The following is a 21,693-nucleotide window of genomic DNA, read 5'->3' as shown; positions in this document are numbered from 1 at the left end:
GCCGGTCATATCCAGCTTCTCCAACACGATCCGCCGAACCTCGGTCTCCGACTTCTTCGTGTGCTCCCGCAACGGAAACGCCACGTTGTCGTACAGATTCATCGACCCGAACAACGCACCGTCCTGAAACAGCACACCGAACAGCTTCCGCGTCTCATAGAGCTGGTGTTCGGAGCAACGCACCAAGTCGACACCGTTGATCATGACGTGCCCCTGCTCGGGCTTCAGCAGGCCGATGAGGCACTTGAGGAACACCGACTTGCCCGTACCCGACGGCCCGAGCAGCGCGCTCACCTCACCCGGAGGGAGCGTCAGCGTCACGTCCCGCCAAATGGACTGCCGCCCGAACGACTTGGACAGCCCGCCGACGGCCACCTCGACACCCATGACACCTCCGAGAACGCGAAACCCTTGTACGGCAATGGAAAGCGAGCGCCGTCTACGGCGGCCCCAGATACGTGAGCGTGGTCTTGAGCGTGTTGCCCGGACCGGACATGATTCCGGTCAGCAGCGGATCCAGCGGCTCGGTCACCCCGCAGCCGCGAGTCGGCGGTATCTCATAGGTCGCCGTCATCTCGCTCTTCGCGCCGGGTGTCCCGTTGGTCGGCATCGCGACGAGGCCTTTCATGGTGATCGAGGCCGGGACAACGGTCCGGCAGTTCGAACCGACGTTGAGCGGAAGACCGTCCTGGCGCACGTCGCTGAGCTGGATGAACAACTTCACCGTGACCGTGGCGTCGATGTACAGGTTGTCGGGACTCGAACCCGGCGGCGGGTTGAGCACGACCGCCCCCGTTCCGGCCGCTCTCCCGTCCGGACGGAACGACACGGTGCTCGTCGACGGCATGAACCGGAACAGCACGAAGTAGCCACGCGAGTCCGGCAGCGCTATCTCGCCGTCGATTTTTACCTTCTGGAAGTCGTTGGGATCGGTGTAGTTGCACGCGACGAACTCGCCTGGTCCGACGGTGATATCCGAGCCGAGCTTGGCCATCCTGGACACACCGTCCACCCGGAACTTGGCCGCCACCAAAGGGATCGGATCCGGCGGGCACCCGCCGATCCTGGTCTGCGGCGGCGCGGCGGCGACCGGCGGCGGCGCGAGTTGCTGACCCGGCTGCTGGGGCGGCGGTGCCGGCTGGCCCTGCGCGGCGACCGCGATCCGGGCCAGTTCGCCAGCGGCGTTCTGGGCCTCGCAGCTCACCTGGGCATCGCTCTGTCCATAGTGGACGGTCATCGCCAGCGTGATGCCGGCCAGCTCCACGCTGACGTCTCCGGCCGAGCCGATCTCGATCTGCTCGAGGGTGCCACGCAGAGGCAGTTTCAGCTGTCCCTGCGCGGGCAGCGCGGTGTCCTTCGCGGACAGGCCGGTGACCGGAATTCGTTTGCTGGAGCCGTTCTGTTTGACGTTCAGCGCGGCTTCCACGCTCGCGTCCAGCGAACGGGCGCCGCCGTCACGCAGGGTCGCGACGGCTGTGTCGGGCACGGTGACCGCGACGGCCAGGTCGTTGATGCTCACCCGCGAACCGGGGGCGGCCGTCGGGGGGAAGGTCGCGGTGACTTCGGCCGGAACATCCACAGCGGACCCCGAGGGCAGCGTGCACCGCCCGGTGGCGGCCTTGCTCACCTGACCGGCAACGGCCGGCGACGTGCCGCTGAGCAGCGCGGCGACCACGACCGTCGCCACGCCGAGCGCGACGAGTACGACCGCTCGCCTGGCGGCCGGTGACCATCGGTGCAACCTCATGGGAACGTGTTTCACCCCTGTCGACAAAGGCCGAATCGTGGGTCGGAATGCCTTACCCGGCGTGTGCCGCCGGTCACCAGCCGGACGTTACCCAGACGTTCACCGGGCGCACAATATCGCCGATCAATTGACCGATTATGGGCGTCTGATCGACTGTTTTCTTGTCACAATCTTGCATGCAACACGAACCACTTTTTGCGTGGACGCCCGCACAAATCAGCGTCGGAAACTGTTGGAAAGTGAGCAAACGCGCGAGTCCCGTGTAAACACGGGACTCGCGCGTCCGGGCCGCCGGGGGTCAGTGCTGGTCGATCCAGTCGCCTTCGGTGAGCAGGCGCTTGACGACCTTGCCCGTCTGGTTGCGCGGCAGGGCCTCCAGGAAGGTCACGTCGCGCGGTACGGAGAAGCGGGCCAGCCGCTGGTGCACGTAGGCCCGCACGGCGTCCTCGTCCAGCCGCGCGCCCTCGCGCACCACCACGTATGCGGCAAGGCGCTGGCCGTACTCCGCGTCCGGGACGCCGACCACGGCCACCTCCTCGACCTGCGGCAGCGCGGCGAGCACCTCCTCCACCGGGCGCGGGAACACGTTCTCGCCGCCGGAGATGATCATCTCGTCGTCCCGGCCGGACACGAACAGGCGCCCGTCGGCGTCGGTGAAACCGGTGTCGCCGGTCTCCATCATGTCGTGCTCGATCTTGCGGCCGCCGCCGTCGGTGTACCCGTCGAACAGCATGTCGTTGCCGACGAAGATCCGTCCGACCGAACCGGGCGGCATCGGCTCGCCGTTGGAGCCGAGGATCGCCACCCTGGTGCCCAGCGGCGGCCGGCCGGCCGTGGTCGGCGCGGCACGCAGGTCGGCCGGGTCGGCGATGGTCGCCCAGGACACCTCGGTCGAGCCGTAGAAGTTGTAGAGCACGTCGCCGAAGGTGTCCATGAACGCGGTGACCATCGAGCCGGACAGAGCCGAGCCGCTGCTGGCCACGATCCGCAGGCTCGAGGTGTCGTAGCGCGCCCGGACGTGCGCCGGCAGGTTCAGGATCCGCTGCAGCATGATCGGCACCGCGAACAGCGTGGTGACCTTGTGCTCGGCGATCGCGGCGAGGGTGTCCTCGGCGTCGAACTTGTTGCGCAGCACCAGAGTTGAGCGCAGCGGCATGCTCAGCTGCAGGGCGGCCAAGCCCCAGCTGTGGAACAGCGGGGCCGCGATCAGCATGCGGTCGCCGACCTTCAGCGGGATACGGGACAGGACCGACGCCGCCTCTCCGAGGCCCTTCGGCGTCGGCCGGCGGGCACCCTTGGGCGTGCCGGTAGTGCCCGAGGTGAGCACGATCAGCCTGCCCGGCTTCTCCGGCGACTTGATCGCGGTGTCCGCCCCCTCCGAGATGATCTTCTCGATGGTCGGCCGCCCGGTGTGTGTCGAGTGCGCAGCCGTGCTGATCCGGAAGGTGCGCTCCGGCAGGTACTCCACGATTCCGTCGAACTCGTCGTCGCTGATCACCGCGTCGAGCTTGTGCCGGATGCCGATGTCCTCGACCTGTTGTGCGGACAGGCCGGTGTTCAGCAGCACGACGTCGACGCCGAGCTTGCTGCACGCGATCAGCGTCTCGATCATCGTGCCGTGGTTGCGGGCGAGCACGCCGACCGGCCGGTCCGCCCCGATGCCCCGGTCGGCCAGCCCGTTGGCCAGGCGCGTGGTGCGTTCGATGACGTCGGTGAACGTGCGCTCGCCGAGCTCGTCGACGATGGCGACGTCCTTGGGCGAGCGGGCCGCGGCGGCGGCGTAGCCCCCGGCGAGGGTGGCGCCCCAGGTCGCGAGCGCGCGGAGCTGGCGGACGACTTTGGCCGGACCTGTCGGTGCGATGATGCCGGCCTTGATCAGCGTCTTGGCCACTTTCAACGGCGGTGCCATGAGGTCCTTTCGGTTGCGCGGCAACAGTTCGGGCGTTCGGGAGAGGTACCGGACGATTCGCTGCAGCCCGTCGCGCGCCCAGGCCAGGATCTGGCTGTCGTGCCAGTTCGAGGCCCGGTCGTGCTGCAGGCTGGGGCGGAAGAAGACGATCTTGACTTCGGTCCTGCCCGCGCCACCGTCGAGCAATTTGATCGAGACCCAGGCGCCGGTGTCCGGTTCGCTGGCGAACACGACCTGCTCACCGGCCCGGTAGATCATGGTGGTGAGCGCGTGATCGAGGATGTCGCCGTCACCGAAGCTCGCGCGGAGATGATAGCGGCCCGGCCTGGCGAGCGTCGGTACCTCGACGCACTGGCAGAAGCTGATTCCGCGGAAGAATCGCGGATAGAGCTCGGGGTCGCCGATAACCTTCCAGAGGGTGACCCTGGGGTGGTCCACGACGACGGTGAGGACGACGCAATCGGCTGACATGTCTCACGGCCCTACCTTTCCGGTGCCGAAGGGCCCCCTTTGTCAACCGGTTGACCATTCGGTGGTAGCACTGCGTTAGTTGCCTGGTCAAGATGTTGACGACGCGCCGAAGAATTCTTGTCGCGGACGGCGTACGGAGGGGCGAAAATTGTACGGTCCACGACGATGCTATTTCGGAGCCGATCGGTCACCATAGGTAGCGCGCACCAGCCGCCGCGCCGGCGCTTTCCCGCCCCAGGCGCGTGGCAGCCAGCAAAGCCCCAGACGGCCCGCCACCGTCGCGCCCGCAGGCTGCCAGCTGGACAGGCCGGCCTGGCCGATCGCACCTCGGCCAGGCCGGCCTACTCATCAGGATGCGCATACTCATCAGGCGCCTTGTCAGCCCGAACGAAAACCAGTCCCCAACACCCATGATCGTCGCTACACACGCGATTTGTCGCCCTGTGTACGTTATGCTTTCGATCTGTCGCACGACGTGAGGGGAGCACCCTCGTGCATCAGTTCCGGCATTCGACTTTCGCCTAGCTGCGATTTGACGATCCACACCTCACGCCGTGTCGATCGATCACTGTCAACGCACAACAACCGCAGCCACTGCCGCGCGTGGAGACAGAGCTTCCTGAGCCTGAACCAGCCCGATCGTTCCCAGATGCTCGACATATGCGCCTACCAAGGCACACCTTGTCAGGGTTCCTATTCCCAGCGGAACCAGGGTCGATTTTTGGCTGTGCGTACGTGGTATCGGTTGTTCGGCGAAGCACTCCGACGTGACCGACCCCGGCCGCCCTGGCTGAGAGCCGGTGACAGTAGCCTGAACGCTCACTCGTGGGCCTCGAACCGCCGGTGTCAGAACGGCGGTGGGTCTGGGTCTGCGATGGGTTGGGCGCGCACGGTTGCCTTGTGTCCGAGTGGGCTGCGGGTGATGACTGTGTCGGGTTCGGGTTGTTCGACCTGCCAGCCGGGCTTCTCTTTACACAGGTTGTGTCGTTCGCAGCGTGGGTTCAGATTGCACAGGCAGGTGCGGCCGTAGTCGGCGTGCCGGAGGGTGTGATCGATTTGGCACCGGGTGGCTGGCCTGTCACAGCCGGGATGTGTGCATCGGCGGAATCGCAATCGCACGTTCTCGGCCATCGCCGCCGGTGGATACCGTTTCCGCCCCACATCGGTGATCATCCCGCTCGGCGGATCGTAGAGAATTCGCCGCCAGGTCGATTTCTTGTCAGCGGCCAACTCCCGCACGACTTGCGCGGGGAGGGTATCGACCCCGAGGAGTTCACCGGGTTTGTCGTCCACACCCAAGAGCGTGGTGTGTGGGACGGTGACCCACACAATGGTTTTGATGTGGGACTGGTTCTCCCCGCAGAAGTGCTCGACGGCGGTGTCGAACCGCAGATTGTCCAGACTGCGCGCGTCGCCTTGTTGCTTCAACCGGCGGGCGTGTTGGTCGATCCGCACGTAGGCGGGGTAGAGCTGCTCGACTGGTCCTCGTATACCGAGGAAGGCCTCCCCGTCGTCGTCCAGTTTGAAGGTGACACACCGGTCTTTGCGGCGCACCAACCGGCGTTGTTCGGCGCCGTCGGGGTCGACCTTCTTCACCCACCGGGTCGCCTTGTCCCGAAAGTTCTTGTAGAAGTCCGGTGCATCAACCAGCACGCCAGCTTCCACCTGCGCGGCGTGCTCATCCGACAACGGGCGGGTGACCTCATACATCGCCCGAGCCTTCGCCCAATCAATCTCACCCCGCGCGAGCGCGGCCAGCGTCTTCGGGAGCCGGGTCACCAGCGCGGCGGCCATCACCACCTGATGTGAGGCGTGCCCCGGTGCCCACTTCAACGCCTGCCCGATCTCCTCGGACACATTCTCAACCCCAGCGCGCAACTGGTTGTACCGAGCCAGCAGCCGAACCTCATCAGCACACAACGCGGCCTTGTCCCGCTGAACATTCTCCAACTCCGCCACCGTACTCGCCTCATCCGGCGAAAACGGCCCATCTGAGAAATCAAACTCAGGCTCACCAAATACCCGAGGCGCGGCATCCAAAACCGCGTCCCAAGACATTTCCTCACCTATTATCAACACACCACAATTCTACCGCCGCCCAACAGCAAAATCGTCACCCATTAAGGTGACCCACCAAGCAAAAGGAGTGCCCAAATCCCGTTGGCAAGGCGGTCGCCGGAACACCCGCGCACTGTGTCACACCAACCGGCGACCGCCGCGGCAGCCACCCCCGAACCCCGACCAGCAATTCCCACACAGAGCCACCCGCCCCGATCGCCCCACCCCGACGCGGCGAGCGCACACCGCCCTCGATCGTTAGCTGATTTGCATAAAGCAACACTCGATTTCTATCGCAAGGTGAGCACGAGCGCGCATCAACCTTGCTCGACACCAAGGATCGACCTTCACTCGCCGTACACTCCGAGCTGCGCAAACCTCGAGAATCAAGGTGACAGCTCCGCGTCAGCACGACCTGCGGCGGCAGTCGACACAACACCCATCCTCTTTGCTTGATGTAAGCTGGCGATCGCGATCGCAAAGCAAATCCTCGTTCACGCTGAACTAGACAGGAGCAAGCAATTGCGCATCCGAAGATCGCTCGCATTCCTGGCCATCGCCGTGATGGCCACGTTCTCAATGATGGGAACCGCGTCCGCCACATCGGCGGCCACACCCGCCGGCACCACAGAGGCCGCCGCACTTGATTGCACCCCACACAGCAATACGCCATACCTGCGCGTCTTCTGCAAGCACAACGGTGTCACCATCGCGAATGGCCACCTCATAGTCGTGGCCGGTGGCCCCGCGCTGGTCGCCTGCGACTACGTAGCCGGCGGCGGACGCTATGTCGTCGAGTCCTACGTGGAGTGGCGACAAGGGACCAACCTCCTCCGTACCTCGATCCTGGACGACAACCCCCAGTCCTGCAGGGGAAAGATGGTTCCCATTCCCGATGGAACAAAAGTCGAGGTCTGGGTTTGCGTGCGAGACCACGGCTGCTCGGCGAGGGCTTCCGGCACCACTCGCTCGGCCGACAGGGGCTGACTGGACAGGACGCTGAGGAGTGACTCTCTTGGCTGGTCATGCTCCGCCAGCGGCAAGCATGGCCAGCCAGGTCTCACTTGATGCCGGTGGATCGGCTCAGACGCCGGTGCGGGTGAGCAGGCATTCCACGGCGTCAGCCACAGCGATCAACTCCCTCGCCACAGGAAGTGCTCCCGAACCCGCCGAGCAAGCACGCACGGCGCACCGAGCCCTCCACACCACCGTAGGCACACGAGCCTCGATCGCTAGCCGATTTGCTTGATGCAACGATCGATTTCTGTCACAAAGTGCGCGTCAGCATGTTCACAATCGGCACCGCAAAGCGGTCATTGTCCACGCCTGAACTAGACAGCTTGTCGACGCCTACGTGGAATGGCGACAAGGGGACCAGGTCTTCCGTGTCTCGGCCCGGGACGAAAACCCACAAACCTGCGGAAACAAGGCAGCTCTCATTCCCGACGGGACAAAGATCCAGCTCTGGGTCTGCGTGCAGAATCTCGCATGCTCCCCGAGGGCTTCCGGCACCACCCGCCTGGCCGCTGGAGGCTGAGCACTGAGCCTTGGCTGGTCATGTCTCCGCCAGCGGCGAGCATGGCCAGCCAGGTCTCACCTGATGCCGGTGCGGGTGAGCAGGCTCTCCACGGCATCGGCCGCCGCGGTAGCGCCGCCGGCAGCGCGGAACTCGTCCCGAATTCGACGCGCCGCGGCCCGATACCCCGATTCCTCCAGAAGCGCACGAACAGCACCATCGATGTGCCGAGCACCAGCCCGTCCAAACCGAAGCCGCACCCCAGCGCCGGCGTCAACCACCTGACCGGCAACGATCGGCTGATCATCCCGAATGGGCGCGACTACCAGCGGCACGCCCTCCCAGAGCGCCTCACACACCGTGTTGTGGCCCGCATGACAAACCACCGCGTCCGCGTGCTCCAACAGAGCCGTCTGCGGCACAGAACGCCGCACCAGCACGTGCGCGGGAACGCTCTCCGCGGCCAGCGCACCAGCCGGGTCCACGATCACTGCCTGGTACTCGACGCGTGCCCGAAGCGCCTCCAGACACGCCTCCAGGAACGGCCCGGACACCTCCGCGTTGAGCGTACCGAGGCTCACGAACACCAAGGGACGCAACGGATCCAGCCACTCCCAGGGAAACCCGTCGCGCACCGCCGGGCGCACCACCGGCCCGACGAACCGCACCGGCCCGGACGCGTCACCGGCCAGCGCGGCCGTCGTGAACGCGAGCACCAGATGCGGCGAGAACCGAGGATCACCCGTCGCGGCCGGATCACCGAGCCGTGCCCGCAGACCGGCCAGCCGAGAGTCCAACCAGGCTCGCACCTTCGGCGTCGCGGCCAGCGGATCGGCCAGCTCCGAGGACGTCGTGGCCGACGTGACCCACGGAACGCCGATACGCTCGGCGACCATCGCACCGGCCAACGCCTGCTGATCCACCACGATCAGATCCGGCGCCTGCACGGCGACGGCCTCCTCCACGCCGGCCACCATCGCGTCGGCCAGCGGCAGCAACACGCTGTCCCACAAGAATTCCAGCGCCGCGAACCCGCGTAACTCCGGCGGGCGATCCACATCGGACAGCACGTCACACGGATAGATCACCTGACCGGGCGGCACCAGCCCGGACAGTAACGACGACGAGCCGGCCCAGCCGATCCGATGCCCCCGCCGCTCCAGCTCGGAGGCCACGCCGATCGCCGGGTTGACGTGCCCCGCGAACGGCGGGACCACGAACAACACGCTGCTCATGCCGCTCCGGCTTCGGTCGAAACCGGCTCCTGTTCGTTGATCCAGTCCAGCACGATCCGACGCAGCATCCGGTGCCGCTCAACCAGCACCGAGTGGTCCTGCCCTTCGATCACGTGCGTGCGGCACAGCGGCAGCGACGCCTGCAACGCGGTCAGGTCGCGGTTCTGGAAGCCGTCACTGCCGACGATGGACAGCACCGGGCAGGTGATCGTGGACAGCGCCTCGGCGTCCAGCAGCGGCCCGCTCGGCACATCCTGCACGATCGTGGTCGCCCGAATGATGGCCGCGGCCGACTTGGCCAGGCGCTCGTGGTGCGCGCCGAACCGCTGGTTGAGCCAGGCCAGGTACTCCTTGGCCTCCATGCCGTCGACCACGTTGGTCAGCGTGCGGCGCATCTTGTCGGCCCATATCTCCGTCGCGGGCTCCGCCTCGATCGCGACGATGCTGCGCACCAGCTCCGGGTACCGCGCCGCGAAGCTGAACGCGATCGTGCCGCCGAAACTGTTGCCCACCAAGTGAACTGGCCCGTCGACGTCCAGCTCGTCGAGCAGCGCGAGCAGGTCGGAGGTGAAGTCGTCCATCAGGTAGCCGGTGGTCGGCCGCTCGGTCCGACCGTGCGCGCGCAGGTCGTAGGTGATGACGTCGATACCGGCCTCGGACACCGGCGAGGCCAGCGTCAGGTAGAAGCTCGCCAGACTGTCATAGCCAAGACCGTGCACGAACACGACCGTGCGCGGACGCTCCGTACCGGCGCCGCGCGCCGGCATGCGCTGGTAGTGCGTTCGAATCCCGTTGACAACCGAGATGCCCACGTCTCACCGTCCACTCTGGACGCTCAGCGCGTCCACTACGAAGTCCACCAACAGGCCGATGCGCAGGCCGATCACGTCGTCCAGCTCCATGTCGGCCAGGAACGCGGCCAGGTTGACGTGCTCGCCATACTGCTCGGCGAGCCGCTGACCGACCTGCACGAGATCGATGCTCTCCAGCCCGAGGTCCTCGTGGAACGTGGTGTCCCTGGTGATCTCCGTGTCGTCGGCGTCGTACTCGCCGAGCACCTCGAGCAAGATCGCCCGCAGGCCCTCGAGTACGGTCGCCTCCGAATGCGGGTGAGTCAGCTGGGTGGTCATCGCTCCTCCTGGTTTCCTTGGCCCACAACGGTTTCCGCACGCGCGATCGCCGCACGCACGTTGCCGTCACCGGACACCGCGACGTGCAGGTTCGGCACGTCGCGTCCGTACATTCCCGTGACCCGGTACCGGGTCCCGTCCTGTGTCACCCGCAGTTCGGCGGGGAACACCGACTCCGGATCGCGCTCCCACAGCCAGCCTCGCACCGCGTCCTTCGCCGCGATCCGCTCCAGCAGCCAGCCGCGACGGCGCGTCGCGGGACACTCCTCGTACTCGGCGCGCTCGGCCGCGCCAAGGTAGTGGTTCATGAACAGCTCGCGCGCGGCGAGGCTCGGCCACCGGTCCTCGACCAGCCACCACCCACCGGGACGCGGACGGCTCAGCGCGTGCGCGCCGGGGAACCGGTGCGCGGCACCCACGTGCGCGTCACCGTCGAATCGCCGGTCCTCCCAGCCCTCGATCTCCACCAGCACCCGTCCACGGTCGATCACCTGTGCGTCGACCAGGATCGAATCCTTGTCGATCGAGGTCACCCTGATTGTGCAGTCCACTGTGGACCCGTGCTTCGGTTCGCTTGCGTACCAACGAATCGAGCCCATGCGCACGGGAAAGGCGATCCAGCGGTCCGGCTGCATCTCGACCAGCCACTGGCCGATCAGGTGCCCGACGTTGTCCAGCAGCGCGCCCGGCGCCGGCGGCACGGTGATCCGGCCGCGAATCGTGCGCGACGAGATGCCGAGCGCGGCCGTGACGCCTCGAAACGTCGGCCCGTGGAACATCCACCGCTCGCCGTACAGCCGCTCCGGCGTGATCTCCGGGACGCGCTCGTCGTCCGGCACCGGCCACGCCTCGGGCGCCGGCGGGTGGGCCGGCGCGGTCACCACCTCCGCCTCGGCATGGTCCCCGAGCCGGGCCTGCGCCACGGTCCCCTGCCAGCGAACTTCCACGTCCACGTCGGTCGCGGGCGCGGCGACCAGCCACCGGTGGAAGCGCACGTCGCGCATCTCGGTCACCGTCGAGCCGGCCGACGCGCGCTCGACCGCGTCGGCGAGGTGCTCGACCATGGTGGTCGCCGGGACCACGGGCCGCAGGTCGGTCTCGTCCGGCCAGCCGTGCCGCTGCGCGGCGAGGCAGTGGTCCAACAGGTACGGCATGGCGGTCGTGGACACGGTCAGACGCTCCACAGTGGACACTCCGCGTGCCGCGGCCACCACGGCGGCGAACGCGTCGGCCGTCTCGGTCATCAGCGCGCTCAATTCGGCCGCCGCGGGGAACTCCCCGGCCAGGGCGTCCAATGTGGACAGTGCGGGATCGTTGCGGACCGGTGCGCTGGCGAACTCCAGCGCGGAGAGGTCCGGCGCGCAGCCCTCCACCCACAGCGCGGTGGCGGCGTAGCGCAGCGCGTCGATGCCCGAGCGGTGTACCGAGTTGGCCGCGACCGTGAGGTGTTCGGCGCGGCCGAGCGTGTCGTCGATCAGCGAGCCCAACTGCCCCGGCCCGGCCTGCACGAACAGCCGAACGTCGTCGTCGTACAGGGACTGGACCAGCGTACGGAACCGTACGGGCTCCAGCAGGTGACGCAGGCACAGCTCGCGCGCGGCCTCCTCGTCACCGGGGAACGGCGTCGCCGTCGTCGCCGACCACACCGGAACGGCGGCGCGGCGCATCGGCAGGCTGGGCAGCCCGTTGGCCCAGGACGCCAGGTACGGGCGCAGCATCTGGGTGTGGAACCCGGACCGGAACGGCAGCGTCTGGCAGATCACCGCGCGCCCGCGCAGGTGCTCGACCAGTTCGGCGACATCCTCGGACGGCCCGCACACCACGGTCTGGTTGGTCGAGTTCTCGTGTGACACGGCCACGGTTGGGCGCGTCTCCAACTCGGCCGTCACCCGGTCGAGCCCGCAGCCGAGGACCGCGAACTCCACCCCGGGCGCGCGCAACGCGTCCAGGTCGGTGTGCTCCAGCATCTGGTCGAAGTCCTCGGCGGCGACGATCCCGCCCGCGATCATCGCGGTCCACTCGCCGATGCTGTGCCCGGCCACCGCGTCCGGCGTGATCGCCATCCGGCGCAGCGCCGTGTCCAGCAGCCGGCCGACCGCCATCACCGCACCGCCGAATCGGCCGATCGTGCGGGTGGACAGGTCCGGCACCGGCACGTCCAGCAGCGCGGCCACGTCGTCGATCCTCGGCGCGAACTCCCCCTCCAGCCCGGGGAACAGGAACGCCACCTTCCCGCCGGAGTGCCGCAGCGGGGACGGGGTGAACCACACGTCCTTGCGCCCGCGCCACGGCCGGCCCTTCGCCACGACCTTGCGGGCCAGCGCGATCCGGTCCGGTGTGGGATCGGGCAGGCCGAGCCTCGGCCCGCTCGGGTGCGCCGAATTCCCTTGTGTACCAGGGTTTTCCAGTGCTTCGAGCAGCTCCGCGGTGGACGCGGCGGAGAGCAGCAGCGTGCGCTGCCGCTCTGCCACGGAGGTCATCTGGACGACGGTCATGGACGCCTACCAGCCGGCCCCGGTGTACACCACCGACGTGCGGTCGTGCTCGCCCCAGGCCAGCTCGCGCAGCAGGCACGCGACACCGGCGTCCGGGTCGATCATCTCGATGCCGCGATCGACGTAGGCCCGCGCGAGCGAGTCGTCGACCATGCCGCCGTGGTCGGCGCGCGGCGCCCACGGTCCCCAGTGGACGGTCAGCACGCGGTGGCCGGCACGCTCGCGCCACATCGAGCCGAGCGACTCCAGCGCGTCGTTGGCCGCCGCGTAGTCGGTCTGGCCGCGATTGCCCAGCGCACCGGCGACGCTGCCGAACAGCACCACGAACCGTTGCGCGCCAGGCAGATCCGCCAGCTCGTCGAGCAGCGCGCCGGCACCGTCGACCTTGGTGCCGTACACCCTGGCGAACGACTCCGGGTCCTTGTCGGCGACCAGCTTGTCGGCCACCGCGCCGGCGGCGAACACGACCGCGTCGATCCGCCCGTGGTCGGTGTGCACCTCCTTGACGAGCTGCCGCATCGCGCCCCGGTCGGAGGAGTCCACGGTCCGGTAGCCCACCTCCGAGCCGTGCGACCGCAGCTCCCGGAGGGTCGCCTCGACCTCCCGGCGCGCCAGGATTTCCCTTGCGGCGCCGTCGATTCCGGCCGGCGCTTCGCCGAGGCCGGCCAGCGCGGTGCGCAACGCGGGCAGGTCGGTGGCAGCGGCGACGGTGGGGTGCTCGGCCTCGCCGGTGAGCGCCGTGCGCCCGGCCAGCTCGATCCGGCAGCCGCGTTCGCGGGCCAGGGTGGCGGCCACGCGGGAGGTGATCCCGCGCGCGCCGCCGATCAGCAGCACGACCGAGTCACCATCCAGGCCGGTCGCGTCCAACTCGGCGGCGCCCGTGCCGGCCGGGCCCGCACCGGTCGCGGCGAGCCGGCCGAGGTCGGACGGCACCAGCTCGAACGCGCGCCGGCGTCCGGCGGTGCGGATCACCACCGGCACGCTGTCCGGTGTCCGCACCTCGGCGGCCACCTCGGTGGCGATCGCCTCGCCGTCGGCGCCGGCGTCCACCTCGATCAGCCGGCACATCGTGTCCGGGTACTCGCGGTGCAGCGAGCGGAAGAACCCGCGCAGCCCGAGCGACTCCGGCACCGGGCGGTCGGGAGCCACCGCGACCACCCACCGCGGCGACCGGGCCAGCATCGAGCGGAACATCGCGAACGCCGACGGCAGCACCGGCCCAGAGGTGTTCTCCGCCCCGCTTTCCATGGCGTGCAAGGAGATCAGCCCGTGCACCTCGCCGGGGACCTCCTCCAGCTCGGGCCGGCCGGGCACCACGATCGGCATCGCGCCGCAGGCCGACAGCGAGCCGGCCACCTCCTCGGCCAGCTCCGGCGGGCCGCCCGCCACGATCACGTTCGTGCCGACCAGCGCGGTCGCGTCAAGCTCGGCGGGCAGATCCACCGGCTCCAGCACGTACCGCCCCGGCACGACGCCCTCGACCGGCACCTCCCGGGATCGAGCCCGCTCAATCCCGGGCTCTACGGCGGGATTGAGCCCGCTGAATCCCTTTTCCGGGTTTGTCAAGGGTGGTGTGTCGATCGGTGGAGAATCGCCCGATGGGGTGGCGAGGGCTTCCGCGAGGGCGGCGGCGGTGCGCGCCTTCACCAGGTCGTCCACTCGGGTGTCACCCGAGCGGCCCAATGTGGTGGTCAGCTCGCCCGCGATCTCCGTGCGTTTGATCGAGTCGATGGACAGGTCCGCCTCGAGGTCCAGGTCCGGGGTGATCATCTCGGCCGGGTAGCCGGTGCGGCGCGCGATCACGCTCACCACCGTGCCCAGCACGTCCGTGGTCTCTTCCTGTTGCGGGGCAACGGGTTCCGGTGTCGGCTCGACCACAGCCTGTTGCGCGGCCGCCACCTGCGCCACCTGCGGCGCGGCGGGCACGGGAGCGGCCGGCGCGGAGCCGAAGTAGGACAGCAGCACGTCCCGCTGCGCGGCCACCATCTCCCTGCTCGTGCGCAGGAACTCGCTCACCAGCGCGTCACGGTCCGCGGGTGTGGTCATCTCCATGCTCCCGATCTTCTGTGTGATCTTGCGTGCTGGCGCCAGCCCGCCGGGCAGCGGCTCGCCGTCGATGGTGCGCACCAGGTGCCCGTCGACCGTCCACTGAGGACGCTTCGGCGGCGCTTCCGCACCCACGTTCCGGGACCCCCTCCCGGAGAACAGCCACCCGGTGCGCACCTCCACGCCGGTCACCGCGAGCTGCGCCACCGCGTGCAGCAGCCCGGCGATCCCGAGTCCGGCGCGGCTCTCCAGGCCGACGACGGTGTGCGGGCGGTCGCCGAGGATCTGGCCGACCAGCCTGCTCAACACCTGTCCCGGCCCAGCTTCGAAGAACACCCGCGCACCGTCGGCGTACATCGCCTCGATCTGCTCGGCGAACAGCACCGGCGAACCGATTTGCGCGGCCAGTTCGGCCCGCACGCCGTCCGCCGACGACGGGTACACCGCCGCCTCGCGGTTCGTCCACACCGGACGGTCGGGTACCCCGATCCGGTGCTCGGCAAGGGTTTTCCCGAACATGTCGCCGGCAGCGCGCACCACCGAGCTGTGGAACGCGCAGGCGACGGGCAGCCGTTTCGCGCCGTGTCCCGCCGAGCGCAGCGCCTCCACGGCGGCCTCCAGCGCGGCGGTCGGACCGGACACCACGACCTGGCGCGGCCCGTTGTGGTTGGCCACCACCACGTCCTCGGCCAGCCCCGCCGACTCCAGCACCTCGGTGATCTCCCCGGCGCTCGCGGCCACCGCGGCCATCGCGCCGGGGTCCTCGCCCGCGGCGTCCAGGATCGCGGTGGCCCGCGCCGTGCTCAGGTCCAGCAGCGTGCGACCGTCGATCGCACCGGCTGCCGACAGTGCGACCAGCTCGCCGTAGGAGTGGCCGCCGAACATGTCCGCGCGCACGCCCAGCTTGTCGAGCAGGTGCCGCGCCGCCAGCCCTGTGACACCCAGCGCCGGCTGCGCCACGCGGGTATCGCGCAGCCGATTCTCCTGTGCCGCAACGGTTTCCTCATCGAACGCGGCGGCGGGTTGCATCACGTCGAGCAGCTCGGGCGGGCCGAACCGGTGCAGCTCGGGGAACGCCACGAACAGGTCGCGCAGCATCCCGGGACGCTGGCTGCCCTGCCCGGGGAACAGCACCGCCAGCTTGCCCCGCTCGCCGCCGGCCCGGTACAGCCCCTCGGCCGCGTCGCCGGCACGAGCGGCCGCGAGCAGTTCGCCAAGATGATCGAGATCGCGCGCGACGAAGGCCAGCCGCACGTCTCCCCTGCCCTCGGCCGCACACGTGCGGGCCAGGTCGGCCAGCGACCACGGCCGCCCGTGCGCGTCGTTGGTCGCCGCCAGGCCGGCGAGCCGTTCGACCTGTCGCGATGCCGCCGCGTCGTCGGCACCCCGAACGGTGAACAGCTCCGCCGGCCACTGGCGCAGCCCGTGCCGAGTGCTCTCGGCCGTGGCGTGCCCGCTCAACACGACGTGGAAGTTGGTGCCGCCGAATCCGAAGGCGCTGATCCCGGCGTGCCGCTCGGCCGCGGGCATCAGCCACGGCGCCGGCGCCGACCGGAACGTGAACGGGCTGGCCTCGCTCCGCCATGCCGGGTTCGGCTCGGACACGTGCAGCGTCGGTGGCAGCACGCCGGTGTGCACGGCCAGCGCGGACTTGATCAGACCGGCGATGCCGGCCGCGCACTTGGTGTGCCCGATCTGCGACTTCACCGAGCCGATCACGCACGAGCCGGGTGTCGCGCCGGCCCCGGAGAACAGGTCGGTCAGCCCCTCCAGCTCGGTGCGGTCGCCCACCACGGTGCCGGTGCCGTGTGCCTCCAGTAGGCCGACGTTGGCCGGTGACACGCCCGCGTTGGCGTACGCGCGGTCCAGCGCCCGCCGCTGTCCCTCGGGGCGCGGCGCGGTCAGCCCGAGTGCCTTGCCGTCACTGCCGCTGCCGATCCCCTTGATCACCGCGTACACCCGGTCGCCGTCCCGTTCGGCGTCGGAAAGTCGTTTCAGCACAACGCATCCGACACCCTCGCCGAGCGCGATGCCGTCCGCGTCCGAGTCGAACGTGCGGCACCGTCCGGACGGCGACAGCGCCCCGACCGAGGTGAACAGCAGGAAGTCCTCGATCCCGTTGTGCAGGTCCGCGCCGCCGGCGAGCACCAGGTCGCTGCCGCCGTGCACCAGCTCCTTGCACGCCAGGTCCACCGCGGCCAGCGAGGACGCGCAGGCCGCGTCCACCGAGTAGTTCGCGCCGCCGAGATCGAGCCGGTTGGCGATCCGCCCGGCGATGATGTTCACCAGCCGCCCGGGGAAGAAGTCCTCGGTCAGCCTCGGCAGCTGCTCGTCCAGCTCCTCGGGAATCTTGTCCACATAGGACGGGAGCAGCATGCGCACGATCGAGGCGGCACCCAGGTCACTGCCCGACTCGGCGCCGAACACCACGCTGGCGCGCTCGCGGTCGAACCCGCCCTCGCCGTAGCCGGCGTCCGTCAGTGCCCGCCGGGCGACCTCCAGCGCGAGCAGCTGCACCGGCTCGATCGAGGCCAGCGCGCTCGGCGGGATCCCGTAGGACAGCGGGTCGAACGGCACCGGCGGGATGAACCCGCCCCACTTGGAGTACGTGTGCGTGCCGTCGTTGGTGCGATCGTCGGGGTCGAAGTAGGTGTCCGGATCCCAGCGGGTGTGCGGCACCTCGGTGACCTGGTCGGCGTTGGCCAGCACGTTGGCCCAGAAGCTCGCCAGGTCCGGCGCGCCAGGGTAGACGCACGCCATCCCGACCACCGCGATGTCCACACTGGACGGTGCGCCGCGCACCTCGGTCGGCCGCACGCCCAGCTCCTCGCGCAGCCGGTTCACGTGGGAGGCAAGGAAATCCGCCGCGTCGGCGGTGACTTCACCGTGCAGTGCCGCGACCGTGGTCACGCCGGAGCGGAGCGTGGCCACCTGTCCGGCCATGAACAGGCCGTCGGCGAGCTGGGCCTGCTCGTCGACCGCCACGAGGTCCACGCCTTCACGACGGATTCCCTTGCTGGCTATGCGAAGCCGGCCGGTGTTGAGCGCCTCCAGCCGCTCCCACAGGTCCCGGTCGGTGTGCCCCTCGACGCGCAGCCGATCACGGATCGCGTCGAACTCGGTGGTGAACGGGCTCGGCACCACGCGGGTCACGTGGCCCGGCGCGGTCTGCAGTGTCTCGGTGTGCTGGGCGGCCAACACCTGCCGCTGGAACGTCGGCAGCACCGCACCCGCGGACACCGCCTCCTCGGTGAACAGGTACGCCGTGCCCATCAGCAGGCCGACGCCGACTCCCTTGCGTGCCAAGGGTTCGGCGAGCGTCGCCACCATAGCCGCGGAGCGCGCGTCGTGGATCCCACCGGCGAAGACCACCTGCAGATCGTGGCCGCCGTGTTGGCCCACGTGCTCGCGCAGCACGTCGGTCGCGGCCTCCCACAGCGAGAAGCTGGACCTCGGCCCGACGTGCCCGCCGCACTCGGCGCCCTCGAACACGAACCGCCGCGCGCCCGCCTCCAGGAACTGCGCCAGCAGCCCGGGTGAGGGCACGTGCAGGAACGTCGCGATGCCCACGTCCTCCAGCTCGCGCGCCTGGTCCGGACGGCCGCCCGCGATCAGCGCGACCGGGGGCCGCAACTCGCGGATGACCTCCAGCTGAGCCGCGCGCACCTCCTCCTGCGCGAACCCGAGCACACCGACACCCCACGGCGAATCTCCCAACGCCGCAGCGGTTTCCGTCAGCATCTGCCTGGTCTTGTCACCTGAGGACAGAGCCAGTGCCAGGAACGGCAGACCGCCCGCGCCGGCCACCTCGGCGGCGAACGCGGCCTGGTCGCTGACCCGCGTCATGGGCCCTTGCACCACCGGCAGCTCGATGCCGAGCGCGGTCGTGAACGGCGATCCGGTCGCGAGTACCGGGCCGGCGTCGGACCGCAGCGCGTCGGCGATCGCGGAGTGCACCGCCCGCACCGCGCGGGTCACCGTGCCGTACCGCTGCGCGAACACACTCGCCAGGTGCGCGTCCTGCCCGATCTCCAGCACGTCGCCGGGAGCGCCACGCCGGGCGAGCACCCGGCGGCCGTCCACCATCGCGGTGTCGGCGCCGTCGCTGGCGGACACCGCGGCGGCGATCGCGTCGTCGATCTCCGACTCCTGCAGCAGGGCGAGCTGGGTGTCCAGCACGACGCCCGCCGCGCCACCCACCACCGCGGCCGCCGCGGTGCGCGGTCCGACGCCGCCGCACACCCAGACCGGCAGCCGCGTCTCGGCGAGCAGCCGCTGCAGCAACACGAACGAGCCGTACTCGCTGACCTGACCGCCGGACTCGTTGCCGCGCGCGAGCACACCGTCCGCGCCGGACTCCGCCGCACGCGCCGCCTGTTCCACCGAGGTGACCTCGGCGAGCACGAAGTACCGGTCCGGCACGTCGGCCACGTGCCACGGCGAGCCGGCACCGAGGACGATCACGTCGACCCGGTTGTCGTTGTCCCCCAACACGTCCGCGACATCGGCCACGGTCAGCGCACAACCCTGGGGCACCCTGATCCCGATCGACGGCCCGGCGCCGGCGACGGCCGCGGCCAGCGCCTCACGCACGTCCCGGTCACCGGCGCCGAGGTCGAGCACGCCGAGCCCGCCCGCGCGGCTGACCGCTGAGCACACCGCCGCGCTCGGCACGCCGCACGGCGTGATCCCGACGACCATCTCCGGCCGCTCGTTGTCGCTCATCGAGCACCCCATCCCGCGGCCACCCACTCCTGAGGGTCGGCCGCCCTGCGCGCGTACATTTCGCCGACCTCGCCGTGCGGGAGGATCAGGAACCGGTCGTCGGCGAGCCCGTCGACCACGGCGTCGGCGACGTCGGCCGGCTCGATGATCGGCGCGGCGTCGGCCACCGCCCGTGCGGCCGGGTGGTTCAGGGCGAGCCCCGGCATGAGCAGCTCGGTGCGCACGCCCAGCGGACACAGGGTGCTCACGCCGACGCCGCTCGGGCGATAGGTGAACGCCAGCCATTCGGCGAGCCCGACGGCGGCGTGCTTGGTCACCGAGTAGGGCGCGTCGCCGGGCAGCCCGAGCAGACCGGCCGCGGACGCCGTGATCAGCAGATGTCCCCCGCGGCGCAGAACCATTCCGGGCAGGGCCGCCTGCGCGAGGTAGACGTGTCCGAGCACGTTCACCGACCAGGCGCGCGACCAGTCGTCGTCGCTGGCGTGCACGCCGAGACCGGTCGCCACGCCGGCGTTGGAGCAGACCAGGTCGACCGCGCCGAACTCCCGCTCGGCGATCTCCACGAGCCCGTGCGCCTGCTCGCGGCGGGTCACGTCCATTCGGCTCGGCACCGCGTCGATTCCCCGCTCGCGGAGGCTGCTGGCCACGGCGGCCACGGCGGCGCCGTCCAGGTCGGCGACCACCACGCCACGTGGGCTTTCCTCGGCGAACCGGCGCGCCATCGCGGCACCAATTCCGCGGCCGGCACCACTGATGATCACGGCCTTGTCCCGTAGCTTCACAAGGATCCTCCGGGGTCGGAATTGCAGGTGCGAAAGGCCGATTCCCCCGGTCGCCCCCGCCGCGTCGAAAGCTAGAATGAGCCACACAGCCCGTCAAGCCGTGAGCGATATTCCAGGCGGCGCGCACGATGTTGGTCTACGAACTTGTCAGATCCTGAGCACTGACGCTGCGTCGGCCGTGACAACCCGTGTGCGAGCGAGTTGGTTGCGGTGACCCGCCGATCGCTCTCGCGAGAGCGGTTCGACCTGCGCAAACGATGGTCTCGAGACACCCCGCGCGGCCGACGTGTCCTTGGGTGCCAACGCGAACACTGCTCAGGTAGCAGTCGATGACAAAGTTCGCCCCACGCGCGCGCGAAGCACACCCGGCTCTTGCGGCAACACCCTACGAAAGTTAGTTTTCGGTCACGCAGCGAGCCCGTTGCATGGATTTAACCTCTCCTGATTCCAAGCCGGCATTTCTTGTCGGCCGAACATTCCTGCCACGGTTTCCGCTGTTTGTTCACTTTTGCTGTCTCAGGAAGGAATACCTGTGAAGCGTCGAAGAAGAAGCTCAAGAAGACTGGCCGCCGGGATCACCGCGCTCGCCACCGCCTCGCTGGCCACGGTCGGCCTGGTCATGACGAGTGGCTCGGCGGCCGCCGAACCGCGCGAGTTGACGCAGGGCTATGACTGCCCCTACCCGCTGATCAACATTCAGCCGACCAAGACGGTCATCAAGGCCGACATCCCGGCGCAGCTGCCGGTGGGCCAGCCCAGCCCCGAGTTCGTGATCAACGTCGAGGCGGACGCCGGACTGAAAGCCACCGAGGGCCTGAACGTTGTCGGGGCCGCGACCATCGAGGGCGAGGGAATCTCCTACGTCAAGCTGACAGGACCCGATCTGGACCTTCCTCTCAGCGTGCCGGTGGTCATCCCGTCGAATCCCATCCCCCCCAACGGGAACCCGTTGATCCTCAAGGGCATCACGGCCAAGGCGCCGTCGATCTCGGTGCCCAAGACGGGCACCTACACGATCGACGTCACCGATCTCTTCCTGAAGATGACACCGAAGAGGGCCGACGGCACCCCCACCGGCCTTGGCACATTCGAGTCTGACTGCACGCTGCAGGCGGGCCAGCCGACCCAACTGGCCACGATCGAGGCCATCGGCGATGAGGACACGCAACCGCCGACCGCACCGGGTAACCCGCAGGCCACCGGCACGACCACGGACAGCGTGTCGCTGGCGTGGGACGCGTCGACCGACAACGTGGGCGTGACCGGCTACGACGTCTACAACGGCTCCACCCTGGCCACCAGCGTCACGGGCACCACCGCCACCGTGTCGGGGCTGACTCCGAACACGAGCTACACGTTCACGGTGAAAGCCAAGGACGCCAAGAACAACGTGTCCCCGGCCAGCGCGGCGGTCACGGCCAAGACCAAGGAGGACACCCCGCCGGTCGACACGGAGAAACCCACCGCACCGGGTAACCCGCAGGCCACTGGCACCACCACCGACAGCGTGTCGCTCGCGTGGGATGCGTCGACCGACAACGTCGGTGTCACCGGATACGACGTCTACAACGGCTCCACC

At 69.1% G+C, this 21,693-nt stretch carries 12 protein-coding genes; 2 read left to right on the top strand and 10 right to left on the bottom strand.

Annotated features, from left to right (window positions below):
- The 4 genes from EV193_RS26230 to EV193_RS26215 form a co-directional block, all read right to left on the bottom strand.
- Nucleotides 1–387 (bottom strand): ABC transporter ATP-binding protein (locus EV193_RS26230; RefSeq protein WP_130347512.1); only part of this gene is annotated, 387 nt, incomplete at its 3' end.
- Nucleotides 388–439: 52 nt separating this feature from the next.
- Entirely contained in the window at nt 440–1,747 is a 1,308-nt protein-coding gene (locus tag EV193_RS26225; protein WP_130347510.1) for a DUF6801 domain-containing protein, read from the bottom strand.
- 298 nt (nt 1,748–2,045) lie between these two features.
- Nucleotides 2,046–4,127: an AMP-binding protein gene (locus EV193_RS26220; RefSeq protein ID WP_130347508.1), complete on the bottom strand. Its 2,082-nt coding sequence runs from the start codon at nt 4,125–4,127 to the stop codon at nt 2,046–2,048.
- An 846-nt stretch (nt 4,128–4,973) separates the two neighbouring features.
- Nucleotides 4,974–6,185, bottom strand: coding sequence for an HNH endonuclease signature motif containing protein (locus EV193_RS26215; protein ID WP_130347506.1), 1,212 nt, complete (start codon nt 6,183–6,185; stop codon nt 4,974–4,976).
- Between the two features lie 522 nt (nt 6,186–6,707).
- Between EV193_RS26215 and EV193_RS26210 the strand changes: the two genes are divergently transcribed.
- Nucleotides 6,708–7,172, top strand: coding sequence for a hypothetical protein (locus EV193_RS26210; protein ID WP_130347503.1), 465 nt, complete (start codon nt 6,708–6,710; stop codon nt 7,170–7,172).
- A 606-nt stretch (nt 7,173–7,778) separates the two neighbouring features.
- Here the strand turns inward: EV193_RS26210 and EV193_RS26205 are convergent.
- The 6 genes from EV193_RS26205 to EV193_RS26180 are packed head-to-tail and all read right to left on the bottom strand — an operon-like array spanning nt 7,779 to nt 20,114.
- A complete protein-coding gene (locus tag EV193_RS26205; RefSeq protein ID WP_130347501.1) occupies nt 7,779–8,936 on the bottom strand; it encodes a glycosyltransferase in 1,158 nt (385 codons plus the stop codon).
- Nucleotides 8,933–9,748 (bottom strand): alpha/beta fold hydrolase, encoded by an 816-nt coding sequence (locus EV193_RS26200; protein ID WP_130347499.1) that lies wholly within the window; start codon nt 9,746–9,748, stop codon nt 8,933–8,935. The genes EV193_RS26205 and EV193_RS26200 overlap by 4 nt, the downstream gene beginning before the upstream one ends.
- Before the next feature lie 3 nt (nt 9,749–9,751).
- Nucleotides 9,752–10,066, bottom strand: coding sequence for an acyl carrier protein (locus tag EV193_RS26195; protein WP_130347497.1), 315 nt, complete (start codon nt 10,064–10,066; stop codon nt 9,752–9,754).
- Nucleotides 10,063–12,546 carry an acyltransferase domain-containing protein gene (locus tag EV193_RS26190; protein ID WP_165401509.1) on the bottom strand — a complete coding sequence of 828 codons (2,484 nt, stop codon included), beginning with the start codon at nt 12,544–12,546 and terminating at the stop codon, nt 10,063–10,065. The genes EV193_RS26195 and EV193_RS26190 overlap by 4 nt, the downstream gene beginning before the upstream one ends.
- A 21-nt stretch (nt 12,547–12,567) precedes the next feature.
- A complete protein-coding gene (locus tag EV193_RS26185) occupies nt 12,568–19,332 on the bottom strand; it encodes a type I polyketide synthase (protein WP_130347493.1) in 6,765 nt (2,254 codons plus the stop codon).
- On the bottom strand, nt 19,329–20,114 hold the full coding sequence (locus EV193_RS26180) for an SDR family oxidoreductase (RefSeq protein WP_130347491.1): 786 nt from the start codon (nt 20,112–20,114) through the stop codon (nt 19,329–19,331). The genes EV193_RS26185 and EV193_RS26180 overlap by 4 nt, the downstream gene beginning before the upstream one ends.
- Before the next feature lie 532 nt (nt 20,115–20,646).
- On the opposite strand from EV193_RS26180, the gene EV193_RS34255 reads away from it, so the two are divergent.
- A partial coding sequence (locus EV193_RS34255; RefSeq protein ID WP_242613675.1) for a fibronectin type III domain-containing protein occupies nt 20,647–21,693 on the top strand: 1,047 nt, incomplete at its 3' end.

This window comes from Herbihabitans rhizosphaerae, from assembly GCF_004216555.1.
Taxonomy (GTDB): Bacteria; Actinomycetota; Actinomycetes; order Mycobacteriales; family Pseudonocardiaceae; genus Herbihabitans; species Herbihabitans rhizosphaerae.
The sequence above is the reverse complement of the archived record's forward strand: the minus strand, read 5'-3'. Positions and strand labels throughout refer to the sequence as shown.